The organism is Pseudomonas sp. YJ42 (assembly GCF_047225135.1).
Lineage (GTDB): Bacteria > Pseudomonadota > Gammaproteobacteria > Pseudomonadales > Pseudomonadaceae > Stutzerimonas > Stutzerimonas stutzeri_E.
This window is the reverse complement of record NZ_CP178378.1, coordinates 581,714-606,862: the sequence shown is the minus strand read 5'-3', so window position 1 is coordinate 606,862 and position 25,149 is coordinate 581,714. Positions and strand designations below refer to the sequence as shown.

Below are 25,149 nucleotides of genomic sequence, written 5' to 3'. Positions count from 1 at the left end.
TTCTGCAGGTAGCCGATGAATCCATTGACGGAGCGTCCGACCTGGTCGACCTCGTCTTCACCCTTGATATCGATACGCTTGGTCAGGTCGGCGTCGCCCGCGGACAATGAATCGATGTTTGTCCTTAGAACGCCAAGTCGCTTCATGAGCTGGTTGATCGCAACAAGCATGAGGACTAGCAGGACGAGCACCATTGGAATTTGCAGGGATGCAAGCGTCCTGAGCATCGCATCGCTTCGTGCCTCGAGCTTGGCGGTCGGTAGGGCGGCGGCGAGGAACCACGGCGTACCATCGACAGGTGCCATGAAGAAAGTGAATTCTTCGCCGGTCTTGTTCGTGAATACCTCCCGTCGTAGCGGTTGCGGCGGACTGGCGAGCGCCTTCTGTACGGTCGCGATGAAGGGCGACTGGCTGGCCATGTCGGAAACGTTGCGCAGCACCATGTCCGAGCCCAGCTGCGGCTGGTTGCTGAGGATCTTGCCATCGGCTTCGACGATCATGACTTCGCCTTCGATCTCATCCTGCTTTTCTGCAACCAAGCGGTTGAAGAAGCCAAGGGTGAGATCGATCGTCGACACGCCCCAGGGGGAGCCGTCCTTATAGATGGTCATGGCGCAATTGGTACGTGGCTCCGCACTGGCGTCGTCCTGGTACGCGGCTGCCCAGACGCATTTGCCGCGAGGTGCCTGCATGCCGGCCCGGTGCCATGGCTCCTCGAAGTAGTTACGCGACTCTGGCGAGTTCCAGTGGGTATTGACGATAAGCTTCCCCGACGCGTCCCGGTGGTAGAAGGTGCTGTGCTTTGCGCGGCCTGGCGTGCGGACCTCTGGGAGCGGCCAGATGCCGCCGCCGAAGACCTTGATATCACCGTACTGGTCGACAAGGCCGGGCAGGACCCGATCGATCCCGTCACCGTCGAGCATCGGCACCGTCTGGGTGATGCTGCGTGCTTGCGCCTCGACTCGCGCCAGTTCCATCGCGATGTGCTCGCCAATCTCAGTGACCTGGGACATGACGATGGTTTCGCCCGCAGCCATGAGTTGCGGGGTAACGAAGCGCTTGACGCCCAGCATCGTGAGCAGCATGACCAAGAGAACGAAGCCGATGAAGGCGGTTGTGTAGCGAGCTTTAATGGTACGCAAAGTGAACATGGATCCTGAACCTGTAGACAGCCGGCCCGACCCGGGCGTGGCGATGGCTCCCTATCGGCTAGTTGACCGATTAGTTAAGAAAAGGGCGACTGGCGGTCATCGTGGTTCGGTGCTCGATACGCCCAGCGACCGATGCGCTTGTGCCGAAGTCCAGGGCGTCACTGATTCACAGGGCAGGGGGTGGGCTTACGGTCGACAATGGAAGCTGAGCATGCTTCCCTGAAGCGTCCAGTCGCTAATGGACGAACGCATATTCGCTCGCGGTCGTGAAGCGCCACAGACCGCATTCAAGGGTGCATAGGAGCCTTAGAGTGTCAACAGGGAAGCAAGACAGTCACCGGTTTTCTAGGCCGCTTGCCGTACCGGTCGAGCAGTCGCGGATGCCCGCTCTCGTTGTTGGCTTGGAGACGCGGCGGCAGGTGGTTCTGGTCGGGTATCACAGACCAGACCGGTGCCGTCGTCGCTTAACCCAACAGTGCATCGATACGTGAACTGGCCCGCTTGACGGCTTCATCGAGTTGATCACCGCCGATGGCCGTGTATTCCAGACTGACCGTTGCCACATCGTGGATGCCCAGCATGCCCAACACTGCAGTAAGGTAGGGCTCCTGGAAATTCATGTGTGTGTAAGCTCCCCCTTCACCGTACCCATGGCCGCCTCGCACGAGCAGCAGATACGCTTTCTTGTCGAGCAATAGACCTGCGTAGGGGCTGCCGGGTGTGCCGGGCACCAGGCGGGTAGTGATTCCCATACGAATAATCTGATCAATATAGGCTTTCAGCGTACTGGGCACCGACAGGTTGTGCATGGGGCAGCCGATCACGATCTGGGTGGCTTGCTTCAGCTCGCTCACCAGTTCGTCGCTGAGCGCCAAGATGTCTTTCTGTTGAGAGTCCCGGCCCTCGGGCGGTGTGAAAGCGGCCTGGACCCAGCGCTCATCCACATGTGGAATTGGCTGGTTGCCCAGCTCGCGGTAGACGATTTCGCCGCTCGGGTATCGAAGGCGCCAAGAACGCACAAAGCGTTCTGTCATTTGCCGACTGTACGACGCACTGCGCTGCGGGCTGGTGTTGATGACGAGCAATTGTTCCATGAGCGACTCCTTGGTCTTTCGATATCCAGAATTACCGTTGCACCAGTTCGGGCAGCGAATCCGGTCTGAGGATCTGGGGCAGTAGTCGTGGCTCGGCTTCACCCGCTCCGTACCACAGGTACAGCGGAACGCCTGAGCGACCGTGGCGTTCTAGAAATGCGGTGATGACGGGATCGCCATTGGTCCAGTCGCCACGCATCACTTCAACCCCGGCAGCGGCAAAAGCCTGTGCGGTTGCGTCACGGTCGATGGCGACTTGCTCGTTCGCCTTGCAGCTGATGCACCAGTCAGCGGTGAAGTAAAGGAACACCGGTACCTTATCAGCACGAAGTTGGGCCAGTTGCTTCTCGTCGAACACGTGCCGCTGCACATCCGAAGCCGGTGCGGTTTGCCCTGTTACCAGACTCCAGCCCAGGCCGAGCGACAGGATCAATGCAACAGCAGCGGGTAACCAGGCGTTGCGTTTCAGTTTCTGCTGCCAGAGGCCAGTCAGCCAGAGCCCGAGTGCAAGCAGCATGGCGCAGCCCAGGGATGCGACCAGTGCATTGGCCGGCACCTGATGGCTAAGTACCCAGAGGAGGGCGAGCGCGGTGAGAAACATTGGCACCGCGAGGACGTGGCGCAAGGTTCCCATCCAGGGGCCGGGTCTGGGCAAGCGTCGTTGTAGCGAGGGGACGAACCCCAGCGCCAAGAAGGGTAACGCGATTCCCAGACCAAGCCCGGCGAATACCAGCATGGCTGCGGCAGTCGGTAAAACCAGCGCAGCGCCCAGGGCTGCTGCCATGAACGGCCCGGAGCAAGGCGTGGCGATGAAGGCCGCGAGCGCGCCGGTCCAGAATGCACCGCCGACGCCGCTTTGCTTGGTTAGCTTGGCTCCAGCATCGATCGCTGCCAGCTCGAACAGCCCGGCCAGATTGAAGGCGATGGCGGTGGTAAGCAACATCAGGGTCAGAATCACGCTAGCGTTCTGCAGTTGGAAGGCCCAGCCGACCTGGGCGCCAGCAGCACGCAGGGCGAGTAGAACGGCGCCGAGCAAGACGCACACCAACACCACACCGCTGGTGTAGGCCACGGCGTCGCGACGAGCTATAGCCGGGCTGATGCCAGAGCGCGCCAAGCTCAAGGCCTTGAGGCTCAGGATAGGGAAAACGCACGGCATCAAGTTCAACAACAGTCCGCCGGCAATCGCCCCGGCCAGCGCGAACAGGATGACGCTCAAGCCGCTGTCGGGCGCGCTCGCCGGGCTGCCGCGTTTCGCATGTATATCCAGCCCCAGGTCATCACTCAGTTTCAGCGTGGCCTGGAAAGCATCGGGTACTTGAGCTCCCGCGCGGGTTTCCAGAATCAGTTCATCGCCGCGGCGCTCAACGCGTTGGGGAGCTGCGTTGTCGATCGCCCCCTTGGTTGCTGAAAACAGATGAGGATTCCGGATCGAGACGCCGGCTGGAAGGGGCACGCGAAGGCTTAGGCGATCGCCGTCCACGTCATAACTGGCCGGCGCGGCCAGTGGCCTGGGCAGCGCCTGGCGCCAGCTGGCGAAACGGGCTGCGACGCCCGGCGACTGATGACCGTCGCCGACATGCAATGTCATGCCCAGCGAGGCCCGCTCAGGGACGCAGGCGTCGTACCGACAGGCCAGATATTGCATATCCACACGGATCGGCAATGCGGTCCCGTCTGGCAGGTTGTCTTCGAGAGACAGGTCTACAAGCAACGCATAGGGATGCTCGTAGACATGGTTCATCAGACCTTCGATCAGCAGCGTTTGCGGCAGCGGATAAGCGGGATCGCCCACCGTTACACCGTCCGGCAGATGCCAGGTGAACTTGGCGGGGAGACCGACATCGCCTGGTTGCTTCCAGTAGCCATGCCATTCGCCCTGGGGTTCCATGAAGATCGCCAATGTTGTGGTCGACCCGGATGAAGGCGCCTCGGTTGAAGCGATCAGCGAGGAGGCGATCAATACATCGTCCGGCCCAGGCATCTCGGCTGCCAGGCTAGGCAGATTGAAAGCGCACAGGCAGAGGCAGAGCAGAAGCCTGTTTAGCGATAGCAGTGGCATGCGGTTCCTGACGAAGGTATCGAGTGAACAAAGAGAGGAGGCATCATGGCGCCTCCTTCCGCAACCGCGGGGCGCAACGGGTCAGGGCAGCGCTTTTACGGCCTCTACGAGATTGCTGTCCTGCGGTTTGAGGATGCTGGTGACACGGCCTTGCGCATCCAGAAGTACCACCGTCGGGATGTCCCGAATGGCGAAGGCACGAAAGAGCTCGTCCTGCTCGTCGAGCGCCAGCGGCAGAGTGGTCGGTGTGGTGTTCTTGTAGTCCTGCAGATCGCTGGCCGAGACCCACAGGCCTGAAGAAACGCCCAGCCATTCCATGTCGCTCTGGCCCATCAGGTTGTCCACATCCTTGCGTACCCGTAGGCAAGCCTGGGACGTCTCGGGCCGGCTTTCCTCGAGATAGGACTCGCACCAGGGGGCGAAGAACACCAGCGCACGTGGCTTGTCACCCTTGCCCAGCTTCACATGATCACCGTCGAGGGTTTCGATGCTCAGGTCGGTCACGGTGTCGCCCACGCCGAACTGCGGCGTTTCGGGCGCTGTGTTGGCCTCCGAGTGACTGGCGGAGGCTGTCTGCTCCGATACGGCCCGCTCCAGCGCAGCGTGCAGCGCCTGATCATCGAGGTGACCAATATGGGATATCAGTCCATCCCGGCCGATCACCACATGCTGGGGGGTTACCCGTAGGTTGAGGTCCGCCGCCAGGCTGCCGTCATCGATCACGATCGGCATGGTCAACTGATGCTCCTTGCGGTATGCGCGGATCGAGTCAATGTCGTCGCTGAAGCCGGTGTTTACCGCGATGACCTGCACCTTGTCGCCCATCGTCTGTTGCAATTGCTCGAAGCCGGGCATCTGCTGGCGGCAAGGCACGCACCATGTGGCCCAGAACTTCAGGTAAACCGGCTTGTTACCGTACAGCTCAGCCAGATCGATTTTTTTTCCATCGATGGTTTCCAGCACAGCAACCGGCCCGGGATGTCCGATCAGCGAAGCGCCGGCGGTGCGTGCCCGCCGCTCACCCTCATCGTCGAGACTGTCGTCGGCGTGAGCCGAGTGGAACACGAAACCGAGCACGAGCAGTGCCGCGAACTGCTTGATGAATGACAGGAAAGACGGTGATTGCAAGGGGAACTCCTAGACCGGGTTGGGCATGAAATAGGTCGTTGTAGTGCTTCATCATATGGATTGAAGGTTCAATAAAAAGGCCCATGAACGGCAAATCTGGCTGTACCATCGGCGCGCCTGTACCGCTTTCGAACGCCAGGCCTCCTTTCGTCTTTTTGTCAACGCCAGCGGGTGATGGATGCATGGAAGATTTGCGCATTGAACTCAACCGCGAGGCGGGGCTTTCCCTGGTTGAGCAAATCGTTGGAGCCATTGGCAGATCGATCGGCGAGGGGCATCTGTATGCGGGTGCTCGCTTGCCATCCTGGCGGGACCTCAGTGTTCAACTAGGCGTAGCCCGTGGCACCGTGCGGGCGGCTTATGAGCGATTGATCGACGATCAGTTGATCGTCTCCCGGGGCGCTGCGGGTACCTTTGTCGCGCAGCCGTTACCTGCGGTCCGGGCGATTGACGCCAGCAGTTTGCGCTCGCCATTACCGGACTTCTACCAGCATCCATTCAGCAACGCACCCATGGTGTTCCAGGCTGGCATACCCGCGCAGGACGTTTTTCCCTACAAAGTATGGTCACGCATTGCCGCGGGCGCGGCCCGTCAGGCCGCAATGGCTCCGGTCAGCTACCCGGACCCTCGCGGCGAGCCCGGTTTGCGGACCGAGATCGCCGCCTATCTTTCGGTGGCGCGAGGCGTCATCTGTGCGCCAGAGCAGATCGTCATCACCTCGGGCTACTCGGGTGGCCTAGGGCTGATCCTGCATGCGCTCGGTTTGCGAGGGCAGACGGCATGGATGGAAGATCCCGGCTATCCAATGACCCGAACGGCGCTTTCCATGGCGGGGATCGAGTCGGTACCCGTCAGGGTTGATGCACAGGGTTTGAACGTCGAAGAGGGTATCCGACACGCGCCGAACGCGGCGTTGGCAGTCGTCACCGCAGGGCAGCAGGCACCTCTGGGTGTGACGTTGTCGCTGGCACGGCGCCTTCGCCTGCTGGAGTGGGCTGAGAGGAATGGCAGCTGGATCATAGAAGATGACTACCTGAGCGAGCTGCAACTCGCAGGTCGAGCGGCCCCGGCTCTTGCCTCCCAGGATCGTTCAGGTCGGGTCATTCACATTGGCACTTTCAGCAAAACCATCAACCCGGGTTTGCGCCTAGGGTTTGTTGTGGCTCCGGCATCCTTGGCAAACCGGGTCGCAGACACAGCGGCTGCGCTGGCACCTGCGGCGTCGATCGCCAGCCAATGGGCGCTCGCCGAGTTCATGCGCAAGGGCCATTACCTGCGCCACCTGCGCAGAATGAAGCGCACCTATGCCGCCCGGTTGGCCGCTCTACAGCGTGCCTTGAACGTTCCAGGCACGAGCGAAGCGATGGCCGGACTTGCTTTGCTGTTGCACTTGCCTCGAGGCACGGACGACGTTGCCATCAGCCAGGAGGCGTTGGCATTCGGGATTGCGCCGTTACCGTTATCCATCTGGTATGCCGATGCTGCACAGGCCCAAAGTGGATTGCTGTTGGGCGTGACCAATGTTCCAGCCGAAGGCATTGAGGATTGCTGCAGACATCTGGTTCAGCTCACTGAATCACTGATATAGGCGCGGATTCCCGGCCCAGAATACGGTACCAGGCCGTTTGCAGGTTGATTACCGCAGGTCGGCGGTGCTCGGAAGAAAGCCGGTATCGATTGGTCTTGCAGAAGCTCACCGCACCGTTGGATGGCTTGCTGGGGGTATGGCTGTCAGGCGTCGGCCCGGACATCGCCGTCCGATGCGGATCAGGAGGCCCTGTCGTTACGAAACACATCGCACCGTTCGCGAGGGGATTCATGCTGCGTCTGGTCGGCCGAAGCGTTATCGCTCACACGTCAGGTCCCGTTGAAATGCAGTGCGTTGCTCGATGGGTTGGGCTGTCATTGAATTTTCATTCATGAGGGTTCTCATGGACGGTGTTTACATCATCCGATCCAGCCAGTAGCGAGTATTGCGCCCGGCCCACGTAAGCTCATGTAGTCACTGTACTTTTCTGGTGCTTCGAGAAAGGAATAGACAATGACCGTCAAAGCGACGAGTAACGCAGGCGACAACCCCAGAACGGACTCGAATTCCACAAGAGCGTGGGAGCAGGCGGCTGAGGGGGCCAAGGAAGCAGGCATAAATTGGGAGCGTCCAGCAGACGACAAACGCTCAGCACAAGAGATTATCGACGATACGCCGCTGCTGAAAAATCTGGGAAACCAGAGCGGCGTGAAGGACAAGTTGAAAGAGCGCGTCGGCGATTTCGAGAAAGATGCCGATGCGGCGTACCGGGCCGCGCAGGTCCTGGAGCATATCGAGAAGTTCGACGAAAGCGGCAACCGTATCGCCAGCAACGATGTGGATAACGGCAGAGTAGACGGGTTCACTAGCAGCGGCGAGGCGAGACATGCCACCGAAGCGGGTCGACTGCAGGACTTCGGGAAATATGGCTTCACCCACCTCAAGGGTGAGCTCAACGATGTCAGCACTGTTGGCGACGACACCGAAGCCCGAGAGCAGGCCGAGGCCGCCGGCATCCAATGGGAACGTCCGGACGGGGATGACCGCTCAGCGCAAGACATCATCAATGACAATCCCCTGCTCAAGAACCTAGGTAACCAGAGCGGCGTCAAAGACATGCTCAAAGAGCGGGTCGGCGATTTCGAAAACGATGCCGATGCCGCTTACCGAGCCGCTCAGGTACTGGAACATGTCGAGAAGCTTGATGGCGACGGTAACCGCATCATCAGCGGCGACATCGGCAACGGCAGCATCAATGGCTTCACCAAGAGCGGCGAGGCGAGGGCGAACACCGAGGCCGGACGTCTACAGGATTTTGGGAAGTATGGATTCTCTCACCTCAAGGGGGAGCTCAATCAGGTGTCCGCTGCAGCGGATGACAAGCAATCACGCGAAATAGCCGAGAAGCTGGGAATCAAATGGGAACGTCCCGAAGGTGATGAGCGCTCTGCCCGGGACATCATCGACGACAGCCCGTTGCTGAAAAACCTTGGGAACCAGAGCGGCGTCAAAGACATGCTCAAGGAGCAGGTTGGCGACTTCGAGAAGGATGCCGATGCCGCTTACCGAGCGGCTCAGGTTCTCGAGCATATCGAGACGATGGACAGTTCAGGCGAGAAGATCGCCGGGAAAGATGTCGGCAATGGGAGTGTCGATGGCTTCACCAAGAGCGGCGAAGCGAAGAACGGCACGGAGGCCGGGCGTCTTCAGGACTTCGGCAAGTTCGGCTTCTCCCACCTCAAAGGCGAACTCAAGGACCCGGCGTCGGCCGCCAATGACAAGGACGCTCGCGAACAGGCGGAAAAACTCGGCATCGTGTGGGAGCGGCCGGACAGCGATGATCGCTCGGCACAAGACATCATCAATGGCGATCCATTGCTCAAGAATCTCGGGAACCAGAGCGGCATCAAGGACATGCTGAAAGACCAAGTCGGCGATTTCGAGAAGGATGCCGACGCCGCGTTCAGGGCTTCGCAAGTACTCGAATTTATCGAAACACATGACAGCGACGGAAAGCTTTTGTCTGGAAGCGATGTGGGCAATGGCAGCATTGACGGCATCACCAAGGATGGCGAAGCGAGGAATGGCACTGAAGCAGGCCGCCTCCAGGACTTCGGTAAGTACGGTTTCTCAAGCCTCAAGGGACCTGAGGCTACCGAAGACAGCAGGCTGGATTTCGAACGCAAGAGCGCCGGTCTGCCTTTGGACTCCGAAACGGATGTGGCCAACCTGGAAACCACGACTGCCGATCCGAATGACAAGAATCGCAAGTTGACCGTAGGCGAGCTGACCTGGCAGAACCTGATCAGCGAATGGAAGACCGGCATCGACAACGGCAGCATTGCAAAGGACGACGACCGCGCCAAGTTGTACAACGCCTTGCGCGCCCAGGCTGCCAGCGAGAATGGCCTGGACATGGTGACGCTGGACATGTCGATGGGTCAGAGCACGTCCAAGGTCAACGGCGAGGACTTCGCCTCGATCATCGATCGAGCCAAGGTTGATGAGCAAACGGCCGAGCTGTTCGGCTCCAGCATTGTGCAAAAAGATTTCCAGGCCCAACAGGGCAAGGCCCTTGACGCGCTGCCGGACAAAGACGCGGTACTCGACAAGCTTGAGAAGATGGCCTTCTCCGAGGAGTACTCGCGCTACATTGCCGATCTGAAGGAGAGCGGCAAGGCTGATCTGGCTGAAGCCGATATCGGCAAGACCTACGCATCGCTCGCTGCCTTCGATCCGGACAAGGCCGCACAGTTTTCGCAGCACATGATGATCGATGCGACGACCATGGACCTGGACAAGCTGCTCGCCGATCCCTCCGGAATCAATGACGAAAACACGGTACTTGCGACCCAGGACACCATCAAAACCCTTCTGACTGCGCTGAAGAAGGGTGGTGTCGACATGACCCGCCGTACTGTGGAAACCGAGCGTTTCGTGCAGGAGTTTCTGGGCAACAAGCAGACCGCCAAAGCGTTCGGTGAGGCCTTGAAGGAACTGGGCGCGACCTTCGCCAAAAACGGGACCGTGACCGCGGCCGATATCGACAAGGTCATGGGCAAGGACATCTACAAGACGTTGGGCGAGGGTGCCCACGGCAGCATGTTGAAGACCATCACCGAGCTCAATAGCAACGGCGTGCTCGGGTCGGCAGGCGGTCTGATTTCGCTGGCCTCTGGCATCTATCAGATCGCGGGCAAGGGCGGCACGCTGGCGGACACGCCAGAGGAGCGACTGGCCATCGCCAAGGACTTCGTCAGCGTGTTGGGCGCAGGGCAGCACTTCGTCAACTTGGGCAGCAATATCGTCGACAGCGTCCGTGGCACTCACGTCAATCAAATGTTGGGGCTCGACAAGTCCTTGCCGCAGATATTTGGAAAGGACGTCCCAGGCGGTGCCGGTCGGAACATGGGGCTGGTCGAAGGCGATTTGCATCAGATTCTCACGGACTTCAACACCGCCGTTGATGCCGCACCCATCGAAGACAAGGACAAGCTGGCGAAGAAGCTTGATCTGACGCCCGATCAGTGGGATCAGCTTAACGCCGGCTTCCGCGACGGCTTCGCCAAGAACCCGGGACTCAACGGCAGCACGCCGACCACCCGGGGCGTCTCGGCCTTTCTTCGGGTAATGGATGCAGGGGCCAATACCTTTACCGGTGTGGCCGACCTTGTGCTCGGGGGACTGAAGATCAAGTCAGGACTAGCCAGCAACGACAAGGTTGCAGTGGCGCAAGGGGCTATCACCGTGGCCGCCGGAGCATTCAACTTCGCCGGCGGTGGCGCACAGATGGCGGCGCTTCTGGGCTCCAATGCCGCCCGGGCCATTGCCGCGCCGCTACTGTGGGTAGGCGCCGCACTGACCGTGGCGTTGACCCCGTTCCTGATCGTCGAGGACATCAAGCACAACAATCGAATGGATGCCCATCGCGATGACCTGCAGCAATTGTTCGCTGACCTGGACGAGCAGGGCCTGTTGACCGAAGACGGGTTGCAGCGCTTCGAGTTTCTTGACCAGTACATGTACAGCTATGGCCAGCGTGACGCGCCGGACGACCAGAGCATCTTCGAGTACCGCGAAGAGGAGTACGAGTTCTTCGTTGAGGATGGAAATCTGCCATCGCCAGGCTTTGACTACATCACACACGTGGATTACGACGGGGACGGAAGTAACTTGCAAACCCAGATGGATGAGGGAAGTACCGTAGCGAGTTGATCCATTTGCTCGGCTCCCTCGATCAAGGAAACCGAAGCACCAAGCTTGCCCGAGTGGCCCCTGGCCGTTCGGGCTTTTTTTTGCACTGACGGCAGATTGCTCGCGTGCATGATGGCGGTCGTCAGTTCTGGGAGGCGCTTGGCCAGAGGGGCGTAAACGGCTCTACCGTCTGTCAGGTGCGTGTCAATAAACTGCTCTGCATCAAGCATCTCGCCATATTACCGTCACCTTTGGCCTTCATCCTGAAAATGCAACGGACAGCGCAGCCCAACGGGGTGTTTTGTTCGTAAGCAGTGTGCAGGTTGCAGCCGAGCAGTCGCGGTTTGCGCATGTCCTTCTATCCCTTCAAGGAGACATCGATATGAGTACTGTTGCCCCTTCCAGCACCACCAGCGCAGACGCCGCAATCGCCAAAATGGAAGCAGCGTTCGACGCCGCTATCGAAAAATCGGCCAAGATCACCGAGATCACCACCGAGAAGAAGACTGAGCTCGACGCCACCAAACAGCGTCCTCAGAACTGATTCGCGACCGGGCGGCGAACAGTCGTCGCCCGGCCGTTCAGCATCGATTTCTTCATCATGTGGCGAGTAGAACGCCCCATGAACACCGCTCCGGGGCTCGAATCCAATGACTGCCCAGATCCTCACCACCCACTCGGCGCCGACGCCACCGCGATTCGTGGTCTCGGCCGGCGCGCATGCTGGCGCCTCATTTCTGCTTACCGATGAGCGCTGTCGGATCGGCAGCGACCTGACCTGCGATGTCGTGCTCAGTGACGCCGTGATCGCGCCCGAGCACTTCGCGCTGCAACTGGTCAAGCGCAAGGGGTTGCGCGTCGAAGCCGTTGGTGCCGATCTGCATGTCGACGGCACCCATGTCGCGCAGGGCTGCGGGTACCTTGGCCGGCTACCTGTCACGCTCAGGATCGGTGAGGTGGAGATGCACATTTGCGCGGGTACCACTGGTGCGATCGCGACGCCGCTGCAGAGCTGGCTGGATCGTCGCGCTGCGGTGTTAGCCGGAAGTGTCGCGGGTCTCGGGTTGTGCCTGTTTCCTTTTCTGGCCATGAGTGGCGCTTCGTCGCGTGTAGAGCCAGAGCAGCCCGCCCAAACATCCATAAGCGTTGCCCCAGCGTCTGCCGACCCTACCGAAGAACTGCGCGCCCGGTTGGCAGACGCGAATCTTCAAGCGCTACGCCTGGATGTTCAGGGCAGCTACCTGCAGGTGACCGGCGCGCTCGATGCGGACAGGATGCAACGGTGGCGCGATGTCCAGCGTTGGTTCGACCAAACCTACGGGCACAGCCATCTGCTGCACGGTGCGGTCAGCCCGGCCGCGCCGATCGAACCGCCTCGCGTGCGGGTGCAAGCGATCTGGACAGGGGAAAACCCCTACGTGATCGGCGAAAACGGACAACGCTTATACCCGGGTGCAGCAGTGGACGGTGGTTGGGTGCTGGCGAGCATCGAAGCCGAGCGCCTGCTGCTGCGTCGCGATGGCGCCGAGTTCGTGCTGACCCTATGAGCCGACAAACGCTAGACATCCACCGGAGCTCATGGCGATGAGAATCGATCCCCATCGACTTGGTCGTTCAGCGGGTCCGGACGTGTCGGCAGCAACCACTGCCGATGCGGTGCGGCGTTTCAATCCGGTCGTCAACGGTACCGCTGGTGACACCTTCGAGCGCTTGCTGCGTACAAGGCGCGGCGCTCAGACTCGGTCCCTGATCAGCGCGTTGGAGCGGGCAACGATGCCCATCATTGACGATCCGGCGCTGCTCGGCGAAAGCCGTTCGCTGGAAGTTCTTCAGTACCTGCTGGACCAGGTGCTGCCATCGTTGGAAGGCGACGCTGAAACCTTGGAAACCCTCGAGTGCATGCTGCTGGAAGAGTGCGATCAGCAGATGGCGCTTCTCGAATGGTTATCGCCGGATCCGATTTCATGAGCATTCACCACCACGAGGCCGCGCAATGGCTACAAGTGCGTGGCGATCTTTACTCGCGCGCGGGACAGCCCCAGCGCGGGCTGGCAATGCTATTGCTCGCCGTGCGCCTTGCCCCCACGCAGCCTTCCATTCTTCGGACGCTGATTGGTGGCTTCCTTGCTGCGGGTGATGGCCGCCGCGCGCTGCTAGCGATCGATCAGCTGGCCTTGCTCGAAGGCGAAAAGGCCGACCACCAGTTATTGCGCAGCCGGGCCTTATGGATACTCAACCGGCGTGACGATGCGCGCGAGTGTTTTCACCGCTATCTGGCCTGGAGAACCGAATGACCCTGGCTCCGTTGAATCGCCTGGCGCAACTGGCTGCTGGTCGCAGCGACGTGGTGATCGCCGCGTTCATGCTCCTCGCTGTGGCGATGATGATCATGCCGCTGCCGACCTGGCTGGTAGATCTGCTCATTGGCATCAACATCGCGTTCAGTCTGTTGATCCTGGTTGTTGCGTTTTACCTGACCCGAGCAGTGGACTTTTCCGCCTTGCCGCCAGTGATCCTGCTGAGCACCTTATTTCGGTTAGCGTTGTCGATCACGACCACTCGCCTGATCCTGTTGGAAGGTGACGCTGGCGAGATCGTGCAAGCCTTTGGCGAATTCGTCATTGCCGGTGAAGTGCTGATCGGCCTTGTGGTGTTCCTGATCATCACGGTTGCGCAGTTTCTGGTGATTACCAAGGGTTCGGAACGCGTGGCCGAAGTAGCCGCCCGCTTTACGCTCGACGCGATGCCGGGCAAGCAGATGAGTATCGACAACGATCTGCGCAACGGCGACATCGATCAGCAGGAGGCGCGCACGCGGCGCTCCCGTCTGGAGCGCGAGAGCCAGCTCTACGGAGCGATGGATGGCGCGATGAAGTTTGTCAAAGGCGACGCGATCGCCGGCCTCGTGATCCTCTTCGTCAACCTGTTCGGCGGTTGGATGATCGGTATGCTCAAGCGTGGAATGCCGTTTGACGAGGCCCTTCATACCTATTCACTGCTGACCGTAGGTGATGGTCTGATCGCCCAGATTCCCGCGCTGTTGATTGCCGTTGCGGCGGGCACGGTAGTGACCCGCGTCGCGTCTGAAGACGAGCGCGACCTGGGTACGGAAATCGTCGGTCAGTTGGGTGCCAACTCGCGGGCGCTGGGGCTGACGGCCGTCATTCTTGGCGGCATGGCGATCGTGCCGGGCTTCCCCGCCCCTGTGTTTCTGGCCCTGTCTGCGATTCTTGGCGCCTTCGCCTACCGTCTGGCGCGTCGCGAGCGGCCAGTACAGGCGGCCGGTGCCGACCCGGTGCTCGAGAGCCTGATTGCGACGCCGCCGGCTGAGCCGCAGGTTGGACCGGCCTTGGTGGAAAGCGATGACCGGAACTGCCGCGTTACGCTGTGGCTGGGGGCTGCGCTGGAGCGTGATCTGGTCCTCGACGCTGTAAGAGCTCAGGCGGGCGAAGCGCGCCAGCAGGTCATGGATGAACTGGGCATCGAGCTGCCGCGTGTCGGTGTGCGATGCGATCCGAGCGCAGCGCAGGGCCGCATCGGTGTCGATATTGATGGGGTGCCGATCGCCGAGGCGAGCGTCGCGCCGGGCTGTCTGCAGGTACTTGACGACACGGTGACGCTGTCACTGGCCGGCTTCGACGCACAGTACCTGCCACCTTTGATCGGGCGGCGGGAAACTTTATGGGTCGAACGAGGCGCACGCACTGCGCTGAATGAGGCAGGAGTGGCCTGTCGGGGAATCGACGAAGCGCTCGGCGCCTATCTGGCGCATACGCTACGGCGGTACGCCGCGGAGTTTCTCGGTATCCAGGAAACTCGCCAACTGCTGTCGCGAATGGAAGCTGAGTATCCTGAGCTGGTCAAGGAAGCCCAGCGCGTCGTGTCGTTGCAGCGCACGTCCGAAGTATTTCGGCGGCTGCTGGACGAAGGCATTGCACTGCGCAACTTGCGCGGCGTGCTCGAAGCGCTGGTGGAGTGGGGCGGGCGCGATCTTGAAATTCATGTGTTGAGCGAGCATGTCCGTGCGGCACTGTCGCGTCAGATCTGCCACCGCCACGCCGATGGCAACCGCGTCATCGCAGCCTTTACCCTCACCCGTCCGCTGGAAGAGGCGATCAGACAGGCGCTACGTCGTAGCGATCGCGCCCAGGCATTGCCCGAAGCCCTCTCTCGTGGCGTGTTGTCCCAGCTCCAGGGGCATTACGACGGACTGAGCGGCAACCTGGAACCGGTGCTGATGACATCACCAGACCTGCGCCGCTATCTGCGCCAATTGGTTGTCCGGCAAGGGCTCGATATCGCCGTACTGAGCTTCCAGGACCTGACCCGCGAATTTTTCGTGCAGCCACTCGCGCCTGTGGAGCTGCCGCGGGGCTATAAACCGTCGCCAGAACGCGCCCCTGCGTCAATGGCAGCCTCTTGAGCCGGCAAGGAGCGCCCATGCCCGAACGTTTCCTGAACGCTATTCGTTGGCTGACTGCGGCCACGTACCGGCCGCTGTGCTGGTTGGTGCTTGCCTTCGGATTGATGCCGGTCATGGCTCAGGCCCGCCCGGTCACGATCGATCCTGGCAGTGCCCAGCAGATCGGCCTGACGCCGGGGGAAGGGAGGGTGCTGCGCTTTCCTGCGGCCGTTGAGTCACTGTTTGTCGCCGATCCGACGATCGCTGACGTACGCGTCGTCTCCGACGGCGTCGCTTATGTCTACGCCAAGGCGGTTGGCAAGACCGATCTGATCGCTCTGGGGCCAGAACAACAAACACGCGGCACGGTCAGCCTGGACGTTCGGCCCGACGGTGGTGGCAAGGTGCGTGTCGATCTTGCCGGGCGCCGCGCGTTCGCATCCGGAGAAGCGGATACGGTGCAGTCTGCGCTGGCTACCCAGGCTTCGTTGGACAGCCAGGCTATAGAAGGCCAACCGGCCATCAATGCGACCACTTATGCCGGCTCGCCACAGGTCAACATCCGAGTTCGGTTCGCCGAGGTTTCACGTCAGCAACTGCTCAGTTATGGCGTTAACTGGAACGCCTTGGTCAACGCCGGAAACTTCTCCTTCGGCCTGGTGACCGGTGGCCCGTTGGCCAGCGCGGCAGCCAACGGGGCGACCAACCTGATCGGTGGCGGTTTCAGCTCCGGCAGCGGCAGTGTCGACGTGCTGCTCGACGCGCTGCAGAGTAACGGGATTCTCGAGATTCTTGCCGAGCCGAATATCACGGCCATGACCGGGCAGACTGCAAGCTTTCTGGCGGGCGGGGAGATCCCGGTGCCGGTCCCCGTCAGCAACGAGCTGGTGGGTATCGAATACAAACCTTATGGCGTCTCGCTGATGTTCACCCCGACGCTGCTACCCGGCGAGCGGATCGGTCTGCGGGTGCGACCTGAGGTCAGCAGCCTGGATGGCAGCAGCACGGTTGAAATCGCCGGGCTGACGGTGCCGACGTTCCGTATCCGCCGCGCCGATACGCGGGTAGAGGTAGGCAGCGGACAGACCTTCGCCATTGCCGGGTTGTTCCAACGCAATAACTCGCAAGATATGGATCGCCTGCCGCTACTGGGAGATATGCCGGTGCTGGGCAGCTTGTTTCGTTCCCGGCGCTTTCAGCAGAACGAGACGGAGCTGGTCATCCTGATCACGCCGTATCTGGTCGAGCCGAGCGGCGAGCGCGACTTGGCGACACCGCTGGACCCGGCGGGCACCAATCCCGCCTGGCAACTGGCTGGCGCGTCAGCGTTCACGCGTCGTACGGAGTTCGGCTTCCATGTTGAATGAGATCCGCTTTTTTTCTGCAACGGTCGTTTGGGTGGGGCTGGTTGCGATGCTTGGCGGCTGCGCCACTGAGCTGGACTCACCGCACTATTCGGCAGGGTTCGATGTGGACCTGCCCGGCGACTCGCGGCCTTTTCCGGAGGCTTGTCTGGCCATTGCTAATGGAACGAATTCGCCCCGCCTGCCGGTCGGTTGCGCCAATGCGCTCAATTTGCAGCGGATGGTCGAGCGGCCTGATGACCTGCGTCGCGGTCGCGATACCGGACCGCCCTTCGCGGCGCCAGTTGCCCAGGCCGCGGAGCGCTACCTGCGTGGCGATAACGAAGATGAGCGCGAGCGCAGCCGGCGTCTGGAGCAGGAGAGCAGCACAGGCGCACCCTGACAGGTCAGAGTTGGGTGGAGGTCAACAAGCCGACGGCACGCGCTCGGGCCGCGGGATCTTTGATAGAACGGATCGCCCGAGCTTGAGCGAGCAACTCGCCGCGCTCTGCCTTGGGTAAACCAGCCAGCGCATCAGCTGCGGATTGATCATCACCAAGCAGGGTCAATACCAGCATTTGCTGGCGCACGTGATGCGGTTCGGATAATGGGGATTCGGTAATCGCCGTAGCCTCTGCTCGTGCTCGCTGGGCTTGACCGTCAAGTGCGAATGCCAACGCCAGGTTGCTGCGAATGTCCAGGTCGCCGCCCGCATGCGCCAGTGCGGTTCCGTAGGCGGCTTGGGCTTCAGTGAACGCGCCGGACAGCACGTACGCGGTTCCGAGACGGTTATAAGCTACCGCCGTGTCGATCTGCGGCGCGGCGGCTTGGAGAGACCGTACGGCGCGCTCGATGCGACCCTGCTGCAGGTCCGCGGTGCCCAGCCCGAGTAGCGCCTGTGGGTCGTCCGGATTGCGGGTCAATACCGCGCGAAACGCTTGTGCTGCCCCGCTTGCATCACCTGTAACCAGCTTCGTATCGCCGAGTGCGAGCATGACCTCCGGTGCCTGATCGCTCAGCTCGGCGGCTCGTTCATACAGCGCGACAGCCGAGGCTGGGTCCCCGCCACGTCGCACCTGTTCGGCCAGCGATAGGAGACGGTCGCGATCACTGACAGGGGGGGTGGGATTGCTGGCGCAGGCGCTTAGCGCCATGCAGACGAAGACAGCCGACAGGCGGGGGCGGACAAACTCTGGCAACGGATAGCTCCTGCGTGGGTGCAGCAAGCGATTGGGCCAGAGCGGCATGACAATGCCATGACATTCCGCCGACGCCATCAGGGCCGCTGCAATCATGTTGTCATCTGGGGCCGCAATACTTTTGCCATTCGAGAGGTCGCTGACGCGACTTCCGCGTTTCGGCTGCTGGACGTGGTCGTTGTAGTCGCGCAATACCAGGATGGCTGTTTTTCCTAGCGGGCCCGCGCCCGACTGTCGCCTTTCAAGGTGATGGTATGGATGGAACGAACATGACCTCGTATCGCCACGATGACGCCTTCAACATCCTGCGGCCATTCCGTCATGCCGCGATCTGGTTTTTCGCTTGGCTTGCCCTCGCACAACCTGCGCAGGCCACGTCTGACCCCGACTGGTTCGCTCAACCCTATCGCTATCGCGTGATTGATCAGGACGTGCGCAACGTGCTGGCTGAGTTCGGCCGTAACCTGAACGTGCCGGTCATTCTATCTGCACGCGTGAAGGGCAGAGTGCGAGGGGACATCCAGGCGCCGGACGCCGCAGCCTTTCTGAAGCGTATTTCAACCGCTGCCGGGCTTACCTGGTACCTCAAGGGCGATGCGGTCGTGGTCGATTCAGCCACCGAACTCGCTAGCCGCAGCTTCAACGTCGGCCCGTTCGACAGCGATGCGCTTGATCATCTGCTTGCCACGCTTCGCCACGGAACAGGCGTCGGGGCGCGTCTGGACGAGCGCCGCGCGACACTGAACGTCTCAGGCCCGCCGGGCTACATCGCTCATGTTCAGCAACGCCTGGATAGCCTGCGTGGCAGTCCGGGTCGAGCTCCGAGTATCGGCGTCCGCATATTCCGGGGCGGCGCCGACACCGAAGTCGTCAGCAATCGCAGCTGACAACCACTGACCGTGCCCTGGGCACATCCACGCAGGAGAGTTCCATGTCGATCAATCCCGTAGATACCAGCGTCATCACCGACGGCTCGAGTGCCGCTTCCAACGAGCGGACCTTCGACGAGGCCATCGAGAACGCCCAAAACGAGCTGTCGGAGGCCGACTTCAACGAGCAATTGATCATCGGGGCCATACAGGTCGGTGGGCAGATGATCCTTATGCCGCGCGCCACTGAGATTCTCAACGAAGCCATGTCGGACGAGTAAACGTCTGCACCACAGACAGAAGGGGAGACGCGATGACGCCAGCAATTTCCACCAGCAACCTCGCCAGCGGGGGGCAGGAGTTGGCATCGCAGAACCTTTTCGAACACCTGGCTAGCCAGGCCCAAAGCGCGGGACAGGGAGCCAGCCCCGCGCAGTTGGGTGAAGGGCTGGTCAATGGACTCGACGGGTTTCTGGAGCGGTCCCAAGCATTTGCTGCCCGCGCTGACAGCCTATCCGGCAGCGGGCCAACTGCCGTCGACGCGCAGGTCAGCGTGGTTGATCAGCCTGGCGCACCGACGCGCATGGCCGACGCTCAGCTCGAAAAGGTTGCCGAGTCGTTGAGCCGGATGTTCGATCATGCCATCGAGACGCAAATGGTGGTGCGCGGTGCGACGCAGATATCTGGTGCGGCCAATACGCTGCTGCGAGGCCAATGACATGCGGCTCAGGTTGATCCCGTTGTTTGCACTGATGCTACTGCTGCAGGCCTGCGACACCGAACTCTACAGCGACCTCGAGCAACGCGAAGCGAACCGTATGGTGGCAGTGCTGCTGGAGCGGGGTATCGCGGCTGATCGAGTCATGCAGAAGGATGGACGGTTGACCGTGACAGTGGACAAGCGCCGCTTCGCCGACGCCGTGTCGTTGCTTGAGGATGCCGGTTTGCCGGAGCAGAGCTTCACCAATCTAGGCGAGGTGTTCCAGAACAATGGCCTGGTGTCGTCGCCTGTGCAGGAACGCGCACAGATGATCTATGCGCTCAGTGAGGAGCTGTCACATACCGTTTCCCAGGTCGATGGCGTGCTATCGGCGCGCGTGCACGTGGTATTGCCAGATAACGATCTGCTCAAGCGCAACACGGTGCCATCTTCGGCCTCGGTGTTCATCCGCCATGAACCCGGGCTGGATATCAATCGCTTGTTGCCTCAGGTGAAAACGTTGGTGGCAAACGGCATCTCCGGGCTGAGCTACGAAGGCGTCTCGGTGATTCCCGTCGAAGCGCCGGCGCCCGTCGAGCGTGCGACCGAGCCGCTGGTGCGATTCTTCGGCATAACCCTGCAACAGGCCAGCCTCGATCAGGCACGCTGGGTTTTCGGCAGCCTTCTGCTGACGGTGCTGGCACTCGCCGGCGTCTGTATCTGGCTGTTGCGTCGTCCCGCTGTCGGGGCGCGCGTCTACCCATTGGTGCCGCGCACATGAGTGCGGACGCTATGGATTGGCCGCCGTCGAGCACCGAGCTGCTCAGCCTGCTCGACGTGTCGGCGCTGGCTCGTCAACAGATAGGTGTCGCCAGTGTCGATGTGCTGCTCGCCGAGCCGCGTTTCCATGACCGGCTACTTCAGTTGCTCGCAGGCAATGCCGTGCCCCTCGATCCGGTCCTTGATGCAGGTGATCGTCATCTGTTGCGTGCCAGTGCCAGCCAGTGGTCCGAGCTGAGTCGAGCCTGTGGCGCTGTTTGTCATGCGCAAACCTTCGCGTGTGCCATTCAGGCGGCACAGGTGCAGACGCTAACCGAGCGCTTTGGCCGGCCGCTGTATGAATTGGCACTGCGACACCGAGCGCTCGCATGGTTGCCGGCGGTTTCGGATGATCCGGCGGGACTGGAAGCTACCGTCTGTGCCACAGGCGAAGCCTGCATGGCCGCCTGGTACGTCCAACTATCGCTGTCGTCACGGGACTGGATGCGTCTGCGCGGATTTGATGAGGGTGCGCCTGTGGGTGATGAGCATGACGCACGTCGACTCGAGATCGTGCGCGCCGTCGCCGTCGATTACTTCGCTGAGGCAGCTGACAAGCCATGAGTGATCTGCCGACACAGCCGAACCGCATCATCCTTCGCGCTGACGAGGCGCAGGCCTGGGCCGACGGCTTTGCTTTTCTTCAGGCGGCGCGTGAGCAGGCCGAAGCCTTACGCGAACGTGCGCTGCAGGAGGCCGATCAACTTCGCGAGCAGGGTTACGCCGATGGGCACCGGCAGGGAGCCGATGCGGCGGCAGAGCTCTTGACTAAGACCCATGCGGACGTCGAACGCTACCTCGCCGGTCTGGAAGGTGATCTGGCGAAGCTCGCGCTTTCTGTTGTTCGTCAGCTGATCGAAGGCTTGGACCATGCTGAACGCATCGCCCGTCTCACTGCGAAAGCACTGAAAGCGTTCCGTGATCAACAGGTGCTGACGCTACACGTCGCTCCTGAGCAGGTTGCAGCGGTGCAGGCCAACCTTGACGCGCTGGTGGGCAGCCGGTCGCCGACCGTAACCGCGGATTCGCAGCTGGTGGGCGCTCAGGCGATGCTCGCCAGCCGTTCGGCAGTGGTGGACCTAGACCTCGATGCGCAGCTCGAAGGACTGTCGAAGGCGCTCCATCCGTCCAGTCGGGAGCTATCGGCGTGAGCGAACTACCGCTGGACCAGCGCCTGAGCGACCTGTTGCCACGCTTGCAGGAGCGCGCCCTACAGGCCGATCCGCGTCTTCCGCGTGGCCGTGTACGTCGCGTTCGCGGTGTGATGGTCTATGCCAGCCTGGCGATGGCGCGAATTGGTGAACTCTGTTATCTGCGTGATCCACTGACCGGACGGCAGATTCCCGCTGAGGTCGTGGGCTTCGCCGACGAAGAAGCGATTCTTACCCCAATTGGGGACCTCGACGGGATGTCCACCCGTGCCGAAGTCATTTCGACTGGCTCGGTTTTGCAGGTGCCAGCGGGTGACGGGCTTCTCGGCAAGGCGATCAACGCACTTGGCGAATGGCTCGATGGGCCGGAAGGCGAGAGCCTGCCGCCGATGGGGCGTTGTTCAGTACAGGCCGAGCCACCGGCGCCGTTTGATCGTCAGCTGATCGAGCAGCCTTTGCAGCTGGGTATTCGCGCAATCGACGGCCTGCTGACACTCGCGCGCGGCCAGCGGATGGGCTTGTTCGGTGAGGCGGGGGTGGGCAAGTCTTCACTGCTGGCCTCGATGGTGCGAGGCACCGAGGCGGACGTGGTGGTGCTCGCGCTGATCGGTGAGCGTGGCCGGGAGGTGCGGGAGCTGCTGGACCGTCATCTCGATCCGACGGCTCGGGCCCGCACCGTTGCCGTTGTCGCTACCTCAGATCGCCCGGCAATGGAACGGGTGAAAGCGGCCTATGTCGCGACAGCTCTCGCCGAGCATTTCAGGGACCAGGGCCGCCATGTTCTGTTGTTGATGGACAGCGTGACGCGCTTCGCCCGCGCCCAGCGTGAAATAGGCCTGGCCGCTGGCGAGCCGCCGACCCGTCGCGGCTATCCGCCCTCGCTGTTCGCGGCGCTGCCTCGCTTGCTCGAACGCGCGGGGCCGGGTGCCATGGGCAGTATTACCGGCCTTTACACGGTACTGACTGAAGGCGAGGGCAGTCAGGATCCGGTGGCCGAGGAGGTGATGTCGATCCTTGATGGGCACATTCACCTCAGTCAATCGCTCGCCCAGCGCAACCATTTTCCCGCCATCGACGTGCTGCGCAGCCGCAGCCGTCTGATGGATGCAGTGACCCGGCCCCTGCAACGGCAAACCGCTGCGCGCATTCGTGAGTCGCTGTCGCGCTACCGGGATATCGAATTGCTGTTGCAGGTTGGCGAATACAAGGCCGGTAACGACCCGGAAATAGACGCTGCAATCGCCCGGAAGCCGGTCATCGACCGCTTTCTACGCCAGGCTACGGACGAACATTCGACGCTCGGCGACACCCTGCGGGCCATGACGGAACTGGCCCGATGACCGGCCCAACCCTTGATCGCCTGATGAGCTTGCGTCAGCTGCGAGAACATCAGGCTGCTGCTGCGCTGGCCCGACAGACCCAGACCGCAAGGGAAGCGGCACGGCGTGCAAACGATGCGCAGCAGGACTATCAGCGCTTTCTCGACGAACTCGAGGCCGAAGACGCATCGACACTCCAGTACCTGAACGGCGATCGGCTTGATCTCGACGCGCTGCAGCAGGAGCACGCCCGGCGAATCAGCGTTGCCAGCGAAGAGGCCGGCCACCAGCGAACGATCGAACAGGCGCGCGTGGCACAGGACGACGCCGAGACGCAAAGGGATGCGCTTGCCCGTAACCATTCGCATCAGCGCAAACGACGCGAGGCGATGGAGCTTCATCGTCAACGTCAAGCAAACAAGGCCCGGGTGGACGCCGATCTGCACGACGAAGACGAGGCTGAACGCCTCACGCGCCCCGACTGGCCCTAAGGAAGACCGAGTGACGACACCCGAGCGTTCATCTGATTACCGGCCTCTGCGTGACAGCTTGCCCGCCGTTCCTCCCGATCTCCTGCCTCTGATGGCGCGCCTGCATCGGCGACGGCTGCCGGTGCCCATCAGTACGGTGGCGGGTGAGCGGCTGGCGAAACTGACGGCGCCCAAGACGGCACACCAGGCGCTGACCGGCCTGCCGCTGAGCATTGGCTCTGCGCGCGCCTGTCTGCATCTGGGCGTCCAAGCGGCTGCACTGATGGGGATCGAAAACTGGCCGCAGTTGCCGTCGCCCTGGCGAGCCCTGTACGTGGAACAGGCACTGCTCGGGCCGATCGCCCAGCTGGAAGAGCGTCTTCAGCGGCCAGTTCGGTTCGATATCGACGGTCCCGTTGATGCCTGCCGGTTGCGTCTGGGGGTCACCTTCGGATTGCCGTCAGCCGAAGCACATGGCTGGATCGATCTGGATGACGGAGCCGCGCATCTGCTGGCCGATCTGCTCGAACAACTTCCTATCGCGCCGCATCGGCTACCCGTCATACCACTGCATGCGGTGGTTGAATGCGGATGGCAGTCGCTCACGCTCGGTGACCTGCGCAGTCTGCGTCCTGGTGATGTCGTGATGCTCGATCGTCCCGCTGCCCGCTATCGACTGTGTTTGGCCGAGGCGTTTGAAACCTCGTGTGAGTCCGCCGGGCCCGCCGCGGTTCGGCTGCTTGCGCCCCTATCTTCCCTTCGTCTGATGGAGCCTAACCCCATGGAAGCCTCGCTTGATTCCACGACTTCACATGCATCGCCTAACGATGCACTGGACCGCCTGCCGGTACGCCTGGTTTGCGAGGTAGGCCGGTTGGAGTTGCCGCTGGGTGACGTCCGTGAATTGGGCGAGGGCAGTGTGCTGGAGCTTGGATGCAACCTCACCGAACCGGTGCAGCTCACCGTCAACGGCCGGTGTATCGGCCGCGGCGAGTTGGTAACGCTTGGCACGGGGCTGGGTGTGCGACTGACGAGCTTCGCCGCCGATGAATGAGTTCGAGCCGAACCTGTTCGGCATCATTCTGCTGGTCGCCACCATTGGCCTGCTTCCGCTGGCGGTGGTCACCATGACCGGTTTTCTGAAGATCTCCGTGGTGCTGTTTCTCATCCGTAACGCACTGGGCGTTCAGCAGACGCCACCGAACCTGGTGCTTTACGGCATTGCGCTGATCCTGGCCGTGTATGTCACTACCCCTCTGGCAGGAGAGCTGTTCCGTCAACTGGAGAACCGACCCTTGGCGCTCGACAGCGTCGAGGAGGTGAAAGCCACCGCCGGTGTGCTTCGCGCGCCGTTGCAGGCGCATCTGTCGCGCTACGCTGAGCCGAGCGAGCGGGCATTCTTTCTTGATGCCACCGAGGACCTATGGTCGGAAGAAGCGCGGGCTGACCTGCGCGATGATGATCTGGTCGTCCTGATCCCGGCGTTCGTCAGCTCGGAGCTGACCCGCGCGTTCGAGATCGGCTTCCTGCTCTACATACCCTTCCTCGTGATCGATCTGATCGTCTCCAACGTGCTGATGGCGATGGGCATGATGATGGTTTCGCCGACGCTGATTTCGATCCCCCTGAAGATCTTCCTGTTCGTGGCGGTCGATGGCTGGTCGCGGCTGATGCATGGTCTGATCATGAGTTACGGAGGCTGACGTGGGCGAAGCCGCT

23 protein-coding genes and 1 pseudogene are annotated in these 25,149 nt (G+C 61.6%); 19 read left to right on the top strand and 5 right to left on the bottom strand.

Annotated elements, in window-relative coordinates; all coding sequences use genetic code 11:
- Positions 1-14: 14 nt before the first annotated feature.
- The 4 genes and pseudogenes from ACL0K2_RS02555 to ACL0K2_RS02540 all read right to left on the bottom strand — a co-directional run.
- A pseudogene (locus tag ACL0K2_RS02555) lies at positions 15-923 on the bottom strand (cache and HAMP domain-containing protein); the annotation flags it as partial.
- Positions 924-1,615: 692 nt separating this feature from the next.
- Positions 1,616-2,245, bottom strand: a complete 630-nt coding sequence (locus tag ACL0K2_RS02550) for an FMN-dependent NADH-azoreductase (RefSeq protein ID WP_045162135.1) — start codon at positions 2,243-2,245, stop codon at positions 1,616-1,618.
- 31 nt (positions 2,246-2,276) lie between these two features.
- Positions 2,277-4,307, bottom strand: coding sequence for a protein-disulfide reductase DsbD family protein (locus tag ACL0K2_RS02545; protein ID WP_413043713.1), 2,031 nt, complete (start codon positions 4,305-4,307; stop codon positions 2,277-2,279).
- A gap of 81 nt (positions 4,308-4,388) precedes the next feature.
- Positions 4,389-5,435 carry a TlpA family protein disulfide reductase gene (locus ACL0K2_RS02540; protein ID WP_080890588.1) on the bottom strand — a complete coding sequence of 349 codons (1,047 nt, stop codon included), beginning with the start codon at positions 5,433-5,435 and terminating at the stop codon, positions 4,389-4,391.
- Between the two features lie 182 nt (positions 5,436-5,617).
- On the opposite strand from ACL0K2_RS02540, the gene ACL0K2_RS02535 reads away from it, so the two are divergent.
- From ACL0K2_RS02535 to ACL0K2_RS02495, 9 genes are all read left to right on the top strand, one after another.
- Complete coding sequence (locus ACL0K2_RS02535; protein ID WP_045162137.1) at positions 5,618-7,024, top strand: PLP-dependent aminotransferase family protein; 1,407 nt, start codon at positions 5,618-5,620, stop codon at positions 7,022-7,024.
- Positions 7,025-7,477: 453 nt separating this feature from the next.
- Positions 7,478-11,179, top strand: a complete 3,702-nt coding sequence (locus tag ACL0K2_RS02530) for a hypothetical protein (protein ID WP_413043712.1) — start codon at positions 7,478-7,480, stop codon at positions 11,177-11,179.
- A 361-nt stretch (positions 11,180-11,540) separates the two neighbouring features.
- Positions 11,541-11,702, top strand: a complete 162-nt coding sequence (locus ACL0K2_RS02525) for a hypothetical protein (RefSeq protein ID WP_177330795.1) — start codon at positions 11,541-11,543, stop codon at positions 11,700-11,702.
- Positions 11,703-11,808: 106 nt separating this feature from the next.
- Positions 11,809-12,705 (top strand): FHA domain-containing protein, encoded by an 897-nt coding sequence (locus tag ACL0K2_RS02520; protein ID WP_413043711.1) that lies wholly within the window; start codon positions 11,809-11,811, stop codon positions 12,703-12,705.
- Between the two features lie 37 nt (positions 12,706-12,742).
- Positions 12,743-13,126, top strand: coding sequence for a hypothetical protein (locus tag ACL0K2_RS02515; RefSeq protein ID WP_045162138.1), 384 nt, complete (start codon positions 12,743-12,745; stop codon positions 13,124-13,126).
- Positions 13,123-13,452, top strand: coding sequence for a hypothetical protein (locus tag ACL0K2_RS02510; RefSeq protein ID WP_045162139.1), 330 nt, complete (start codon positions 13,123-13,125; stop codon positions 13,450-13,452). Before ACL0K2_RS02515 ends, ACL0K2_RS02510 begins: the two co-directional genes overlap by 4 nt.
- Positions 13,449-15,581, top strand: a complete 2,133-nt coding sequence (gene sctV / locus ACL0K2_RS02505; protein ID WP_413043710.1) for a type III secretion system export apparatus subunit SctV — start codon at positions 13,449-13,451, stop codon at positions 15,579-15,581. Before ACL0K2_RS02510 ends, sctV begins: the two co-directional genes overlap by 4 nt.
- A gap of 50 nt (positions 15,582-15,631) precedes the next feature.
- A complete protein-coding gene (locus tag ACL0K2_RS02500) occupies positions 15,632-16,927 on the top strand; it encodes a type II and III secretion system protein family protein (protein ID WP_413044424.1) in 1,296 nt (431 codons plus the stop codon).
- Entirely contained in the window at positions 16,917-17,306 is a 390-nt protein-coding gene (locus tag ACL0K2_RS02495) for a hypothetical protein (RefSeq protein WP_413043709.1), read from the top strand. Before ACL0K2_RS02500 ends, ACL0K2_RS02495 begins: the two co-directional genes overlap by 11 nt.
- Before the next feature lie 4 nt (positions 17,307-17,310).
- Here the strand turns inward: ACL0K2_RS02495 and ACL0K2_RS02490 are convergent, their stop codons facing one another.
- Positions 17,311-18,294 (bottom strand): tetratricopeptide repeat protein, encoded by a 984-nt coding sequence (locus ACL0K2_RS02490; RefSeq protein WP_052679307.1) that lies wholly within the window; start codon positions 18,292-18,294, stop codon positions 17,311-17,313.
- Between the two features lie 77 nt (positions 18,295-18,371).
- Here ACL0K2_RS02490 and ACL0K2_RS02485 point away from each other — a divergent pair, with 77 nt between their 5' ends.
- Genes ACL0K2_RS02485 through sctR form a run of 10 tightly spaced genes read left to right on the top strand, consistent with a single transcriptional unit; the run spans position 18,372 to position 25,133 of the window.
- Complete coding sequence (locus ACL0K2_RS02485) at positions 18,372-18,989, top strand: hypothetical protein (protein ID WP_239610386.1); 618 nt, start codon at positions 18,372-18,374, stop codon at positions 18,987-18,989.
- Between the two features lie 44 nt (positions 18,990-19,033).
- On the top strand, positions 19,034-19,252 hold the full coding sequence (locus ACL0K2_RS02480) for a hypothetical protein (protein ID WP_045162142.1): 219 nt from the start codon (positions 19,034-19,036) through the stop codon (positions 19,250-19,252).
- Positions 19,253-19,284: 32 nt separating this feature from the next.
- Positions 19,285-19,689: a hypothetical protein gene (locus ACL0K2_RS02475; protein ID WP_413043708.1), complete on the top strand. Its 405-nt coding sequence runs from the start codon at positions 19,285-19,287 to the stop codon at positions 19,687-19,689.
- A gap of 1 nt (position 19,690) precedes the next feature.
- Positions 19,691-20,452 (top strand): type III secretion system inner membrane ring lipoprotein SctJ, encoded by a 762-nt coding sequence (gene sctJ / locus ACL0K2_RS02470; RefSeq protein ID WP_413043707.1) that lies wholly within the window; start codon positions 19,691-19,693, stop codon positions 20,450-20,452.
- Positions 20,449-21,054, top strand: a complete 606-nt coding sequence (locus tag ACL0K2_RS02465) for a hypothetical protein (RefSeq protein ID WP_152987083.1) — start codon at positions 20,449-20,451, stop codon at positions 21,052-21,054. The genes sctJ and ACL0K2_RS02465 overlap by 4 nt, the downstream gene beginning before the upstream one ends.
- Positions 21,051-21,641 (top strand): type III secretion system stator protein SctL, encoded by a 591-nt coding sequence (gene sctL / locus ACL0K2_RS02460; protein ID WP_413043706.1) that lies wholly within the window; start codon positions 21,051-21,053, stop codon positions 21,639-21,641. Before ACL0K2_RS02465 ends, sctL begins: the two co-directional genes overlap by 4 nt.
- Positions 21,642-21,652: 11 nt before the next feature.
- Positions 21,653-22,981, top strand: a complete 1,329-nt coding sequence (locus ACL0K2_RS02455) for a FliI/YscN family ATPase (RefSeq protein WP_058075825.1) — start codon at positions 21,653-21,655, stop codon at positions 22,979-22,981.
- Complete coding sequence (locus ACL0K2_RS02450; RefSeq protein WP_413043705.1) at positions 22,978-23,451, top strand: hypothetical protein; 474 nt, start codon at positions 22,978-22,980, stop codon at positions 23,449-23,451. The genes ACL0K2_RS02455 and ACL0K2_RS02450 overlap by 4 nt, the downstream gene beginning before the upstream one ends.
- Positions 23,452-23,461: 10 nt before the next feature.
- Positions 23,462-24,484: a type III secretion system cytoplasmic ring protein SctQ gene (gene sctQ, locus ACL0K2_RS02445; RefSeq protein ID WP_413043704.1), complete on the top strand. Its 1,023-nt coding sequence runs from the start codon at positions 23,462-23,464 to the stop codon at positions 24,482-24,484.
- Positions 24,477-25,133 carry a type III secretion system export apparatus subunit SctR gene (sctR, locus tag ACL0K2_RS02440; protein WP_045162147.1) on the top strand — a complete coding sequence of 219 codons (657 nt, stop codon included), beginning with the start codon at positions 24,477-24,479 and terminating at the stop codon, positions 25,131-25,133. The genes sctQ and sctR overlap by 8 nt, the downstream gene beginning before the upstream one ends.
- The last annotated feature ends 16 nt before the right edge of the window (positions 25,134-25,149 follow it).

Bases quoted from the DNA above. Each gene is read 5' to 3' on its own strand.
- ACL0K2_RS02480 (WP_045162142.1), top strand. From the start codon at position 19,034: ATGTCGATCAATCCCGTAGATACCAGCGTCATCACCGACGGCTCGAGT.
- ACL0K2_RS02465 (WP_152987083.1), top strand. From the start codon at position 20,449: ATGAGTGCGGACGCTATGGATTGGCCGCCGTCGAGCACCGAGCTGCTC.
- ACL0K2_RS02485 (WP_239610386.1), top strand. From the start codon at position 18,372: ATGACCTCGTATCGCCACGATGACGCCTTCAACATCCTGCGGCCATTC.
- sctR (WP_045162147.1), top strand. From the start codon at position 24,477: ATGAATGAGTTCGAGCCGAACCTGTTCGGCATCATTCTGCTGGTCGCC.
- sctV (WP_413043710.1), top strand. From the start codon at position 13,449: ATGACCCTGGCTCCGTTGAATCGCCTGGCGCAACTGGCTGCTGGTCGC.
- ACL0K2_RS02525 (WP_177330795.1), top strand. From the start codon at position 11,541: ATGAGTACTGTTGCCCCTTCCAGCACCACCAGCGCAGACGCCGCAATC.
- sctJ (WP_413043707.1), top strand. From the start codon at position 19,691: ATGCGGCTCAGGTTGATCCCGTTGTTTGCACTGATGCTACTGCTGCAG.
- ACL0K2_RS02450 (WP_413043705.1), top strand. From the start codon at position 22,978: ATGACCGGCCCAACCCTTGATCGCCTGATGAGCTTGCGTCAGCTGCGA.
- ACL0K2_RS02535 (WP_045162137.1), top strand. From the start codon at position 5,618: ATGGAAGATTTGCGCATTGAACTCAACCGCGAGGCGGGGCTTTCCCTG.
- ACL0K2_RS02515 (WP_045162138.1), top strand. From the start codon at position 12,743: ATGAGAATCGATCCCCATCGACTTGGTCGTTCAGCGGGTCCGGACGTG.
- ACL0K2_RS02475 (WP_413043708.1), top strand. From the start codon at position 19,285: ATGACGCCAGCAATTTCCACCAGCAACCTCGCCAGCGGGGGGCAGGAG.
- ACL0K2_RS02530 (WP_413043712.1), top strand. From the start codon at position 7,478: ATGACCGTCAAAGCGACGAGTAACGCAGGCGACAACCCCAGAACGGAC.
- sctL (WP_413043706.1), top strand. From the start codon at position 21,051: ATGAGTGATCTGCCGACACAGCCGAACCGCATCATCCTTCGCGCTGAC.
- ACL0K2_RS02495 (WP_413043709.1), top strand. From the start codon at position 16,917: ATGTTGAATGAGATCCGCTTTTTTTCTGCAACGGTCGTTTGGGTGGGG.
- ACL0K2_RS02545 (WP_413043713.1), bottom strand. From the start codon at position 4,307: ATGCCACTGCTATCGCTAAACAGGCTTCTGCTCTGCCTCTGCCTGTGC.
- ACL0K2_RS02520 (WP_413043711.1), top strand. From the start codon at position 11,809: ATGACTGCCCAGATCCTCACCACCCACTCGGCGCCGACGCCACCGCGA.
- ACL0K2_RS02510 (WP_045162139.1), top strand. From the start codon at position 13,123: ATGAGCATTCACCACCACGAGGCCGCGCAATGGCTACAAGTGCGTGGC.
- ACL0K2_RS02550 (WP_045162135.1), bottom strand. From the start codon at position 2,245: ATGGAACAATTGCTCGTCATCAACACCAGCCCGCAGCGCAGTGCGTCG.